Here is a 12,591-nt window from a genome sequence, read left to right as displayed (position 1 = left end):
GGAAAAGAAGCCGTGTACATAACGAACGGCTTCTATCGTATGCAGTAATGATGATTTAATTACTCAATGTCGGTGTCGTAGCGGATTTCATTGATAAACCATTCTTTCTTGCCAAGCGGAGTGGTAACGACAATATCATCATCGACTTCTTTGCTGAGTAGTGCCCGCGCCATGGGAGAATCAATTGAGATATAGTCGTTTCTGCCATAAATTTCGTCAGGACCAACGATGCGAAAGGTCTTTGTTTCTCCCGCTTCATTTTCAATTTCCACCCAAGCACCAAAGAAGACTTTGCCATCTTGTTGCGGGGAGTAATCAATCACCTTTAATACATCTAAGCGTTTACGTAGAAAGCGGACGCGACGGTCAATTTCACGCAAGCGTTTTTTATTGTATTGGTAGTCGGCATTTTCAGATCTATCACCCAGACTGGCAGCCCAAGTGACTTTCTTGGTCACTTCAGGGCGATCTTCACGCCATAGGAAATCAAGTTCTTTTTTTAATTTATTGTAACCTTCACGCGTCACCAGGTTGGTTCTCATAGCTATCCTTATAACATGACGTGAACGAGGAATGGGGCGATGATCTAACGCTTAGACGGATGGGTCAATAAGCGCAATAATAAATTGTCGCGGTAAGTTTCAAATTATGTAGAAATTAAAGATGAGATATAACAGAGAGCAGGTGTCTTTTCACCAAGATAAAACAGAGTGCAACCCTAGTTTTCACTTCATTTTAGCTTTTTTATAATTACTTAATTGACTCAGGCGCTTATCTGGCGCATAAAACGAATATACATACTCTGTTACATATTTGCCTGAAAAAAACGCAGGAAATTCTGAGTCTGTTTAGTGAGCTGACGTACACTACGGCAAAAGCTCAAGACCTCGACCGCTGAAGGTGGATTATGCAAGAAAATTACAAAATTCTGGTTGTTGATGATGACATGCGCTTACGCGCGCTATTAGAACGTTATTTATCTGAGCAAGGATTTCAGGTTCGAAGTGTGGCAAATGGCGAGCAAATGGATCGTCTATTAGCCCGCGAAACGTTTCATCTAATGGTGTTAGATTTAATGCTACCAGGTGAAGATGGCTTATCAATTTGTCGTCGCTTACGTAATGCCAATAACATGTTACCTATTTTGATGCTAACAGCAAAAGGTGATGAGGTTGATCGCATTGTTGGTCTTGAAGTGGGCGCTGATGATTATCTGCCTAAACCGTTTAACCCTCGAGAGCTGTTAGCGCGTATTCGTGCGGTACTACGTCGTCAAACAATTGAAGCACCGGGCGCACCGAGTGTTGATAGTAAGATGATTGAATTTGGCGAATTCCGTTTAAACTTAGGTACCCGTGAAATGTTCCGTGGCGATGTTCCTATGCCATTAACGTCTGGTGAGTTTGCGGTATTAAAAGCATTGGTTACTAATGCCCGTGAGCCGATGTCACGTGATAAGTTGATGAATATGGCGCGTGGTCGTGAGTATTCTGCAATGGAGCGTTCTATCGACGTACAAATCTCACGTTTACGTCGTATGGTTGAAGAAGATCCAAGCCGTCCACGTTATATCCAAACAGTGTGGGGTTTAGGTTACGTCTTCGTTCCTGATGGTCGCGAGGCGTAAGCCATGCGTTTATCGCCAAAAAGCACATTTGGTCGAACGTTAATCCTATTAGCTGGCTTGCTTATCGCAAGCCAGATTTTTTCGTATCTGACCATAGTTAATTACGCCTTATTACCCAGTATTCAGCAATTCAACCGCATTTTATCTTATGAAGTAAAATTGATGCTTAACGATGAATTGGTGATGCCGGATGATCAATGTGTACACCTTGACCGTCCTCTTCGTCGTAAACTATTAGAAGAGTTAGGTCTCACCTTAGTCGCGCCTGGTAGTGAAGCGGCCAAACCTTTCCATGATGCGATGCATATCGGTTATCTCAGTGAGCAGATGACCAAAGATCTTGGTTCGCCAACCGATGTGCGTTTATTGCTCGGTGCTGACAGTTATGTGCTGTGGCTAAAAACCGATGCGATGCCGAATTTCTTAATGCGGGTCCCGTTATCCGAGCTGCAAGAAGAAGACTTTGCGCCGCTATTTCGCTATAGCCTGATCATTGCCTTTCTTGTGATTGCTGGCGGCTGGTTATTCATTCGGATCCAAAACCGTCCATTAATGGAATTGGAACAGGCTGCACTTATGGTGGGACGTGGTGAAACGCCGCCACAACTTCCTGAGCAAGGTGCCTCTGAAATTCGCTCAGTCACCAAAGCCTTCAATCAGATGTCACAGGGCATTAAACAGCTAGAAGACGATCGCGCACTGTTAATGGCAGGCGTCAGCCACGACTTACGTACACCATTAACCCGTATTCGTCTGGCTACAGAAATGATGTCACCTGAAGATAGTTATTTAGCGGAATCGATGATCACTGATACCGAAGAGTGTAACGCGATCATTAGTCAGTTTATGGATTATCTAAAATCGACCAAGAAGCAGGAAGAAGAAGATCTTGATCTGAATACCTTGTTGATTGATGTTGCGCATACTGAAGGCAGTTACGGTAAAACAATTGATCAGCAACTCGGTGAGATCCCAGGTTCGGTGTCAGCAAACGCAGTTGCGCTTAAACGTGCGGTAGCCAATCTTGTGGTGAACGCGCAGCGCTATGGTAAGGGTTGGGTGAAGATCTCGAGTGGGGCTTCTGCTGATCGTAAATCGGTATGGTTCTGTGTTGAAGACGATGGGCCGGGTATTGCGCCTGATCAGGTCACTAAGATGTTCCAACCCCTTACGCGTGGTGATTCCGCTCGCGGTAGTGAAGCGGAAGGGACAGGATTAGGACTTGCGATTGTAAAGCGTATTGTTGATCAGCATGATGGTGTTATTTTAGTGCGTAACCGCAGCGAAGGTGGTTTACGCGTTGAAGTGACGTTACCACTACATAAAATGAAGTAAGTCAGCAAATGAAAAGCCCACATTACCGCGCGGTAATGTGGGCTTTGTTGTATTTGTACTTAACCAATAACTAAGCGTTTGAGTAGTTTTCTCGTTGTCCTAGCCAACGATCAATGATGGCTTTGGCGTTATCGGGGTAACTGTCATGAATATAGCGAGCCAGCTTTTGCACTTGTGGGATCATGTATTGGTCACGGATCAGATCGGCGACCTTAAATTCAGCAATACCGGTTTGTTTGGTACCTAATAATTCACCTGGGCCACGAATTTCTAAATCTCGTTGGGCGATCACAAAACCATCACTACTTTGACGTAATACCCCTAAACGCTTTTGTGCGGTTTTAGACAGGGGGGCGTGATAAAGCAATACACAGTGACTCGCAACTTTTCCTCGACCGACACGTCCACGTAGCTGGTGGAGCTGCGCTAAGCCTAATCGTTCAGGGTTTTCAATCACCATTAAACTGGCATTGGGTACATCCACTCCGACTTCAATCACGGTTGTGGCAACTAACAAATTCAGCTCACCAGCTTTGAAACTTGCCATCACCGCTTGTTTTTCTGCGGCTTTCATTCGTCCGTGTACTAAACCAATTTTTAAATCAGGCAGTAAACCCGTCAGTTCATCGGCAGTATCTGAGGCGGCTTGGGCTTCCAACACTTCTGATTCATCAATCAAGGTACATACCCAATAGGCTTGGCGTCCTTCATTAATGCAAGCTGATCGAATACGCTCGATAATTTCAGGGCGACGGGCATCGGGTAAGGCAACAGTTTGGATCGGTGTTCGGCCGGGGGGCAGTTCATCAATGACCGAGGTATCCATATCGGCATAAGCTGTCATGGCAAGAGTACGTGGAATCGGGGTTGCCGTCATGACTAACTGATGTGGGTAGCGACCCTCATTGGCCCCTTTTTCTCGTAGCTCTAAACGCTGATGGACACCAAATCGGTGTTGTTCATCGATGATAACGAGTGCTAAATTTTCAAATTTAACGTGGTCTTGGAATAAGGCATGCGTGCCGACCACCATCTTCACTTCACCACTCGCAATACGGGCAAGTTCCGTTTCGCGCGCTTTGCCTTTCAACTTACCTGCCATCCAGCCAACCTGAATACCCATAGGATTAAGCCAGTTGGCAAAGTTGATGGCATGTTGCTCTGCCAGTAATTCCGTTGGTGCCATTAAGGCGACTTGAAAGCCATGTTCGATGGCGCGTAGGGCGGCAAGAGCGGCAACTAAGGTTTTACCTGAGCCAACATCCCCTTGAACTAAACGCATCATTGGTTGCGGCTTAATAAGATCGGTTTCAATGTCAGCGACAACACGTTGCTGCGCACCTGTTGGAGTGAACGGCAGACTATCGAGCAGTTGCTGCTTTAATGAATCTTTCGCGGCAAGTGGCCAAGCACTATGTTGTTGTCCTTTGCTGCGCAATGCCAACATCGATAAATTTTGCGCCAACAATTCTTCTAAAATTAACCGGTGTTGAGCAGGATGCTTACCTGCTTCTAATTGATCTAGTGAGATATCAGGTGTTGGACGATGCATCGCACGTAATGCCTGTGCAAGCGTCATTTGACGGTCGTATAAACCTTCCGGCAGTAGTTCTGTCACCGCGGCCTTATCGAGCAAGTTGAGCGCTTGGTCGGTTAGGTTACGCAGGGTCAGTTGACGTAAGCCATCAGTGGTTGGATATACTGGTGTTAAGGTTTCTTCAACACTAAGCTCGGTCGGCTCTGAGAAAATACGGTAATCCGGATGAATGATCTCAAGACCGAATTTACTGCCTTTGATTTCGCCGTAAGCCTTAACTTGTTTACCTTCAGCAAAGCTATTTTTCATTGCTGCATTGAAATTAAAAAAGCGCAGCGTAACAGAGCCTGTGCCGTCTCCAATTTTTACTGCCAGCATTTTACGTTTACCAAAAGTAATACTGGTATGGTGGACTTCACCTTGAACGGTCAAGTGTTGCCCTGGCATGGCTCGATTGATAGGCCAAATACGAGTGCGATCCTCATAGCGCAATGGTAAGTGAAACAGTAAATCTTGGACATTATGGAGCCCAATCTTTTCCAGTTTCTCTGCCATTTTTGCTCCAACGCCAGAGAGTTCAGCTAGCGAAATAGCATTGAGGAGTTGTCCGCTCATTACTCGTTATTCTCCATTGCGGGTTGGCGTTTTTTCATTTTCTTCGCTTGCATGGCTGCCCACCATGCTTCATCAGCAACAATCTGACCTTGATCATCGAGTTGTGGGTAAGGTAAGCCCTTTTGTTGTGCGACTTTAGCAAGAACAGGATGCCCGCGTTCAAATAGGATTCGGTTAACGACATCATCTGGCAGTAAGGTTTTTTCACGCTCATACATACCAGCATTTTGACGTTGGCGTTGTGCTTCGTACAAAATCAACGCGCTTGCGACTGACACATTTAATGACTGCACCATGCCGACCATTGGAATGATGATATCTTGATCGGCCATCGCTAGCGCTTCAGCTGTGATGCCGTTTTTCTCTCCGCCTAAAATAATCGCTGTTGGTTTGGTGTAATCAACATCACGAAAATCAATCGCAGTATCAGATAGGTTGGTAGCCAGTACCTGCATGCCTTGATCTTTTAATGCTTGTACGGCTTCAACCATAGAATCATGGGTATCTAATTCAACCCAGTTACGCGCACCAGCCGAAGTATGGCTTAATACTTTCATCCCTTCTTTGGGCCAAACGGCATGCACTTTATGTACACCGACAGCATCAGCTGTGCGGATTATCGCTGAGACATTATTTGGTTTGTGGACTTCTTCCATACATACCGTCAGATCGGGCTGACGCGTTGCCAATACTTGGTGGATACGTTGAAAACGATCTGGGGTCATGGAGGTTACCTAATGAAAACAAATGAGATAGGTTAATGATAATAAGGCTTTATTGCCAAATACACAAAACGCCCAATAAAGGGCGTTTTTATGATGAAAACTGTGCGTATCTTAACGCTTAGTTTTTCTGGCGCGCGACACGTACGACATTTGGCATAATACGAATTCGACGCATAATGTTGGCTAAATGAATGCGGCTACGTGTGGTTAACTTAACGGTGATGGTGTATAAACGGCCATCTTTTTCTTCCGTCGCTAAGCCTTGAATATTCGAGCCTGTCGCAGCAATAGTGTTAGTGAGATCGGCTAATGCACCTTGGTGGTTTTGCATATCAACTTTCAAGCTGGTAACAAATTCTTGATCGAAGTCTTCACTCCATTCTACCGCCATGTACTTATCCGGCTCTTTACGATAACCACGGACATTGGCACATTCTTCACGGTGGATCACTAAACCTTTCCCTGGACTAACATGGGCAATGATCGGATCGCCATGGATCGGATGACAGCAGTTAGCAAAGGTTAATAAAATGCCATCAGCGCCTTGAATTGGTAAGCGACGATCATTTTCTTTTGGCGTGAGCTCATCGACATTGCCTAACAAACGACGAGCAATGACCACACTCATCACTTCACCTAAGCCGATTTCAGCGAGAAGATCATCCATTGAGCTGAGTTTGAGATCAGACAATACCTTGGTAATATTTTCGTTAGCAATATTATCAATATTAGTGCCACCAAGAGCATGGTTTAGCAAGCGACGACCTAAAGTAATCGACTCGTCACGACGCATGGTTTTCAGCACTTGGCGGATCTTCGTGCGGGCACGGGATGTCACCACGTAGTTAAGCCATGCAGCGTTAGGTCTAGCGCCAGGAGCACTAATGATATCAACGGTTTGACCGTTTTTAAGTGGTTTGCTTAGTGGATAAGGTTGGCGATCAACGCGAGAGCCAACACAAGCATTACCGACATCAGTATGCACGGCGTAAGCAAAATCTACCGCGGTTGCGCCAACAGGTAATTCAACAATACGGCCTTTCGGGGTAAAAACGTAAATCTCATCAGGGAAAAGATCGGATTTTACGTTCTCAATAAATTCAAATGAGCTACCTGCACTTTGTTGAAGTTCAAGTAAGCTTTGCATCCAACGCTGGGCTTTAACTTGCGCTGTAGTACCTGAGCTTTCGCCATCTTTGTAGGTCCAGTGCGCAGCAACGCCTTTGTCTGCCATTTGATCCATGTCTTCGGTACGAATCTGTACTTCAACGGGAACACCATGAGGGCCAACAAGCGAGGTATGCAGCGATTGATAGCCATTGGCTTTCGGGATCGCAATGTAGTCTTTCATGCGGCTAGGACGGGGTTTGTACAGGTTATGTACTTGTCCTAATACGCGGTAGCAGGTATCTAAATCACTCACAAGTACACGGAAAGCATAGATATCCATGATGGAGTGGAAACGCTGCTCTTTGTTCTTCATCTTGTTATAGATAGAGAACAAGTTTTTCTCACGGCCTAATACGGTAGCGTGAATTCCCGCATCACTGAGGCGACCCTCAATTTCAGCGTGAATTTTATTGATCATCTCTTTACGGTTACCACGCGCCGCAGCTACCACTTGCTTTAATACACGGTAGCGATTTGGGTATAACGCTTCAAAGCCAAGCTCTTCAAGTTCAGATTTGATGTTATGGATACCCAGACGGTGGGCTAGAGGAGAGAATATTTCAAGAGTTTCGCGGGCAATACGACGACGTTTATCGGGGCGAAGGGCACCGAGTGTTCGCATATTGTGGGTACGGTCAGCCAGCTTAATCAAAATTACGCGAATATCATGCGCCATTGCCATGATCATTTTGCGGAAGTTTTCAGCTTGTGCTTCTTTTCGATCTCGAAACTTTAATTTATCGAGTTTCGATACGCCATCGACCAATTCTGCGACAGTGTCGCCAAAACGGCTGGCGAGATCTTCTTTAGTGACCTCGGTATCTTCGATAACGTCATGAAGCAATGCCGCCATGAGCGTTTCAATATCGAGACGCATTTCCGCCAAGATGCGAGCAACCGCAACGGGGTGGATAATATAAGGCTCGCCAGTGGAGCGAGTTTGCCCTTCGTGTGCGTCGCGAGCAACGAGAAAAGCCTGCCTAAGAGCCTCTAGCTGAGGCTCTGGCAGGTACTCGATTGCGACTTCTTTCAGGCTATCAAAAAGATACAATTCGCCCGGTTCCCTGATTAACGGTGGTCGCCAGCAATAGCACTAACTGCTGCTAATTCAGCAGCTTCTTGCTCTTGCAGTTCCTGACGCTCACGAGCATCAAGGATATCTTTAGTAATTAGGCCTTCTTCGATTTCACGAAGTGCAATTACTGTGTACTTGTCGTTTTCTTCAGGAACCAATGGATCCTTACCGCCGGTTTGCATTTGACGTGCGCGGCGAGCAGCAATTTGGATCAGATCGAAACGGTTGCCAATTTTATCAACAGCGTCTTGAACGGTTACGCGTGCCATGGAGGACTCCAGTGGTTATTAAATTAGGAATAGAAAATTGTACAAAATAACTTACTGATCTGCTAGTAGTGCAGACAACATGCTCTTATATTTAGCAGCTTGTTTGTCTTGCTTCAATCGTTCAGCACGAATAATTGCTTTAAAGTCGATTAAAGCAACATCAAAATCATCATTTACGATAACATAATCATACTCATCGTAGTGTGAGATTTCTGAACGAGCTTCTTGCATACGACGTTCAATAACAGCTTCGCTATCTTGACCGCGCGCATTTAGACGACGCTCTAATTCCTCTTTTGAAGGAGGAAGGATGAATAAGCTCTTAGCCGCTGGCATTTGTGTGCGAATTTGACGCGCACCTTGCCAGTCGATATCAAGGAATACATCAATTCCTTTATTTAATTGCTCTTCGATCCATGGGCGTGAAGTGCCATAGTAGTTGCCGAATACTTCTGCATGTTCAAGGAATGCACCTTGTTCTACCAAGTCAGTAAATTCTTCTACGCTAACGAAATTGTAATGAACACCGTGTTCTTCACCCGGGCGCATACCACGAGTTGTGTGGGACACGGATACTTTCATGTCATAGGTCGGGTTTGTTTCAAGAAGGGCATTAATCAGACTTGATTTACCAGCACCGCTTGGGGCCGACACGATGTATAGAGTACCTTTGCTCATTGCCTATTTTCACTCAGTGATAGAAGGGCGCGAAGATTATCATGATCTGCGCATAATTGAAATTAGCTAGTTGCTGGAAAATTCATCTTTTTGTGCGATATAGCTTAAGCCTAGTTGGCTTTAATGCGTTTTTCATAATTGCAGCAGCTAATCAACCACAACCAAGGAAGCAATGGCTTCCTTGATTGAGCGATTATCGAGTTATTCGATATTCTGGATTTGTTCGCGCATTTGTTCAATCAAGACTTTAAGTTCAACTGCAGAAGCTGTGACTTCAGTGTTGATTGATTTTGATGCGAGGGTGTTAGATTCACGATTGAACTCTTGCATCATGAAGTCTAAACGACGGCCACATGCGCCACCTTTTGCGATGATTTTTTGGGTTTCTTTCACGTGAGAATCAAGGCGATCAAGCTCTTCTGCGACATCACTCTTTTGCGCGAGCATGATCAGCTCTTGTTCAATGCGGTTCGCATCAAGATCAACTTTTGCCTCTTCAAGGCGAGACATAATGCGCTCACGCTGCCAGTTGATGATTTCTGGCATCATAGTGCGTACCTTGGTTGCTTCAACCGAAATAGCATCCAGACGTTGGTCGATAAGCTGCTTCATGTTATCGCCTTCGCTTGCACGTGCGGCAATGAAGTCATCCATAGCGAGTTCAAAACCCGTCAGTAGATCTTTGTTAATCGCATCTAAGTCTTGCTCTGGCGCTTCCATCACCCCCGGCCAATTAAGGACTTGGAATGGGCCGATATTACCTTCACCCGCGGTTTCTTTTACCCATTTAGCAGCAGTAATAACTTGTTTTGCTAACGCTTCATTGATGGTTAGTGCTGTGTTTGCGGCAATATTGGCTTCAAAACGTAGATTACATTCCACTTTACCGCGAGCAAGACGTTTACGGAAACGCTCACGTAATACTGGCTCTAAGCTACGGAATTGCTCAGGCATACGAATGTAGGTTTCAAGATAACGTTGATTTACTGAGCGGATCTCCCACACAGCAGTGCCCCAATCGCCTTTAATTTCGCGACGGGCATAAGCAGTCATACTATGGATCATGGCTTTTGGCCTTTTAGTTGAGAATGGTGCGACGACTAACTTACCGTTACCCACGATAAGTCTTAATTATTCATAACAGGTGCGTCGTTACCGGGTGTTGAGATTATATGCGATATTGGCCTCAAGGGGCTACTGTTTGTCAGCTTACGTTATCGTTTTCTCGTGCACTGAGATTGAGTTATCGCTATAATCGCCGGTTAATATCATCCAGCCAAAGGGAAATCCCGATGCGTCCAAGCGGAAGAAGTGCGACTCAAGTTCGTCCAATCACTATTACTCGCCAATATACAGCCCATGCTGAAGGTTCAGTACTGGTTGAGTTTGGTAATACCAAGGTTATTTGTACCGCGAGTGTAGAAGAAAATGTTCCGCGCTGGTTAAAAGGCAAAGGCCAAGGTTGGGTGACGGCTGAATATGGCATGTTACCTCGTGCTACGCATACGCGTAACCGTCGAGAAGCTGCGAGTGGCAAGCAAGGTGGACGTACGATGGAAATCCAACGTCTTATTGCACGTAGCTTGCGTGCTGCGGTTGATTTAAAAGTATTAGGCGAGCAGATGATCACCGTTGACTGTGATGTTATTCAGGCTGATGGTGGCACACGTACCGCATCTATTACCGGTGCGATGGTGGCACTGGTTGATGCAATTAATTACATGCTAGAAAAAGGCATGATTAAGAAAAGCCCACTGAAAGGTATGGTCGCTGCGGTATCTGTGGGTATCTATAAAGGCGAACCTATTTGCGATTTGGAATATCTTGAAGATTCAGCGGCTGAAACCGACATGAATGTGGTGATGACAGAAGAAGGCAAGATGATTGAAATCCAAGGTACTGCCGAGGGTGAAGCCTTTAGCCATGAAGAATTACTGGCAATGCTGGCTCTGGCGAAAGACGGTATAACCGATATTATTTCGATGCAGAAGCAAGCGTTAGCAAATTGATATTAAGCGGTTCCTATTGGGAGCCGCTTTTTTTTAGCTAAAACTGAATATCAAGTGGAGTACTTGTTGGTTTTAGTTGTTACCTGATGAGTGTTAGGTAACAGGTACATTGTTAAAACACAGAGAAGTAGTTTAAGGAGACACAATGAAAGCATATCAGCGTCAGTTTATTGAATTTGCCCTAGAGAAAGGTGTATTAAAATTTGGTGAGTTCACATTGAAGTCAGGTCGTAAGAGTCCGTACTTCTTTAATGCTGGCTTATTTAATACCGGTCGTGATTTAGCACGTCTTGGTCGTTTTTATGCTGAAGCTTTGGTTGATGCCAAGATTGAATTTGATGTGTTGTTTGGCCCAGCGTATAAAGGGATCCCGATTGCAACCACAACGGCAGTTGCCCTTGCTGATCACCATGATGTTGATACGCCATATTGCTTTAACCGTAAAGAAGCAAAAAATCATGGTGAAGGTGGCAATTTAGTCGGCAGCGCACTAGACGGTCGTATTATGTTAGTTGATGATGTGATCACGGCAGGTACGGCGATTCGTGAGTCAATGGAAATCATTAAAGCGAATGGCGCAGATTTAGCTGGCGTTTTAGTGGCGATTGATCGTCAAGAAAAAGGCCAAGGTGAATTATCTGCGATTCAAGAAGTTGAACGTGACTTTGGTTGTGCGGTTATTTCAATTGTCTCGCTAGGCGATGTGGTGACCTACCTTTCTGAGCAAGCAGGCATGGAACAACATCTTGAAGCGGTAAAAGCGTACCGTGCCGAGTATGGTGTATAAGTACGGCTTAAGAAAAAAGAGATAATAAAAAAGCGAGGGCTGAGGCTCTCGCTTTTTTGTGTCCGTCAACTAAGTATTAGCCTAATTGCGCACTTAATAGCTCCCAGTATTCATCAAAGTTTGCCGTTGGCTTGTATTTGAAGTTAGAGCGAACATAGCGGTTTAAACTGCCTTCTACTTGACCTAGAAGTTGTGCTGCTAAAACTGACTCATCAACAGGAAAGCCTTTACCCTCACGAATTTTACGCTCTTTTAAGATCTGGCGAAGTTGCGATTCAACACGTTCGAACAGTTGATTAATACGAGATTGAAGACGATCTTGTTCAAACATCAGAGCATGGCCAGTCATGATACGAGTTAAACCTGGGTTACGCTCAGCAAACATGAGGATGAACTGCATCACCATACGTAAACGGTTCAGTGTATCTTTTTCATCATCTAAAATGCGGTTAATACGCGTGGTAATTGAATCTTCAATAAATTCAATTAACCCTTCAAACATACGCGCTTTGCTTGGGAAGTGGCGGTAGAGTGCAGCTTCTGAAACTCCAACATTCGCGGCTAGCATTTTGGTCGTGATGCGTTGACTGCCTTGGTTGGACTCCAGCATATGCGCTAAGCACTGAAGTATTTCCTCGCGGCGATTGTTCTTTTTGGTGCCTGCCATGAATTATCGTTCCTTTACAAAATGAGACTGTCCATGGACAGTATGAAACCCGCCTATCTTAGCGATGCCTTGGCGTTGTGAAAAGTAGCGCAATCGA

At 45.1% G+C, this 12,591-nt stretch carries 12 protein-coding genes; 4 read left to right on the top strand and 8 right to left on the bottom strand.

The genetic code is table 11. The features are described from left to right. Positions 1-59 precede the first annotated feature (59 nt). Positions 60-542 carry a transcription elongation factor GreB gene (greB, locus tag C9J42_RS14450; protein ID WP_105061157.1) on the bottom strand — a complete coding sequence of 161 codons (483 nt, stop codon included), beginning with the start codon at positions 540-542 and terminating at the stop codon, positions 60-62. Between the two features lie 365 nt (positions 543-907). On the opposite strand from greB, the gene ompR reads away from it, so the two are divergent. Together ompR and envZ are read left to right on the top strand one after the other, a co-directional pair. Further along, positions 908-1,627: a two-component system response regulator OmpR gene (ompR, locus tag C9J42_RS14445; RefSeq protein ID WP_005371969.1), complete on the top strand. Its 720-nt coding sequence runs from the start codon at positions 908-910 to the stop codon at positions 1,625-1,627. Positions 1,628-1,630: 3 nt separating this feature from the next. Further along, positions 1,631-2,962, top strand: coding sequence for a two-component system sensor histidine kinase EnvZ (envZ, locus tag C9J42_RS14440; RefSeq protein ID WP_107302093.1), 1,332 nt, complete (start codon positions 1,631-1,633; stop codon positions 2,960-2,962). 70 nt (positions 2,963-3,032) lie between these two features. Here the strand turns inward: envZ and recG are convergent, their stop codons facing one another. From recG to C9J42_RS14410, 6 genes are all read right to left on the bottom strand, one after another. Then, positions 3,033-5,114, bottom strand: a complete 2,082-nt coding sequence (gene recG / locus C9J42_RS14435; RefSeq protein WP_107260579.1) for an ATP-dependent DNA helicase RecG — start codon at positions 5,112-5,114, stop codon at positions 3,033-3,035. Continuing rightward, on the bottom strand, positions 5,114-5,839 hold the full coding sequence (gene trmH, locus C9J42_RS14430) for a tRNA (guanosine(18)-2'-O)-methyltransferase TrmH (RefSeq protein ID WP_107207438.1): 726 nt from the start codon (positions 5,837-5,839) through the stop codon (positions 5,114-5,116). Before trmH ends, recG begins: the two co-directional genes overlap by 1 nt. 118 nt (positions 5,840-5,957) lie before the next feature. Next, positions 5,958-8,060 (bottom strand): bifunctional GTP diphosphokinase/guanosine-3',5'-bis pyrophosphate 3'-pyrophosphohydrolase, encoded by a 2,103-nt coding sequence (spoT, locus tag C9J42_RS14425; protein WP_107207439.1) that lies wholly within the window; start codon positions 8,058-8,060, stop codon positions 5,958-5,960. A gap of 17 nt (positions 8,061-8,077) precedes the next feature. Further along, positions 8,078-8,353 carry a DNA-directed RNA polymerase subunit omega gene (gene rpoZ / locus C9J42_RS14420; protein ID WP_005371960.1) on the bottom strand — a complete coding sequence of 92 codons (276 nt, stop codon included), beginning with the start codon at positions 8,351-8,353 and terminating at the stop codon, positions 8,078-8,080. Positions 8,354-8,404: 51 nt separating this feature from the next. Then, positions 8,405-9,031, bottom strand: a complete 627-nt coding sequence (gene gmk, locus C9J42_RS14415; protein WP_107207440.1) for a guanylate kinase — start codon at positions 9,029-9,031, stop codon at positions 8,405-8,407. 201 nt (positions 9,032-9,232) lie between these two features. Continuing rightward, the gene (locus tag C9J42_RS14410) at positions 9,233-10,096 is read right to left on the bottom strand and encodes a YicC/YloC family endoribonuclease (protein WP_107207520.1); all 864 of its coding nucleotides are present in this window, start codon (positions 10,094-10,096) and stop codon (positions 9,233-9,235) included. A gap of 227 nt (positions 10,097-10,323) precedes the next feature. Between C9J42_RS14410 and rph the strand changes: the two genes are divergently transcribed. Both rph and pyrE read left to right on the top strand, forming a co-directional pair. Beyond that, a complete protein-coding gene (gene rph / locus C9J42_RS14405; protein ID WP_105061152.1) occupies positions 10,324-11,040 on the top strand; it encodes a ribonuclease PH in 717 nt (238 codons plus the stop codon). 145 nt (positions 11,041-11,185) lie between these two features. Continuing rightward, positions 11,186-11,827, top strand: coding sequence for an orotate phosphoribosyltransferase (gene pyrE, locus C9J42_RS14400; protein WP_045083819.1), 642 nt, complete (start codon positions 11,186-11,188; stop codon positions 11,825-11,827). A gap of 76 nt (positions 11,828-11,903) precedes the next feature. Here pyrE and slmA read toward each other — a convergent pair whose 3' ends face one another. Continuing rightward, entirely contained in the window at positions 11,904-12,494 is a 591-nt protein-coding gene (gene slmA, locus C9J42_RS14395; protein WP_005371955.1) for a nucleoid occlusion factor SlmA, read from the bottom strand. Between the last annotated feature and the right edge of the window lie 97 nt (positions 12,495-12,591).

Origin of the sequence: Photobacterium sp. GB-56 (assembly GCF_003026105.1) — a bacterium.
Taxonomy (GTDB): domain Bacteria; phylum Pseudomonadota; class Gammaproteobacteria; order Enterobacterales; family Vibrionaceae; genus Photobacterium.
This window is presented reverse-complemented; position numbering and strand designations above follow the sequence as displayed.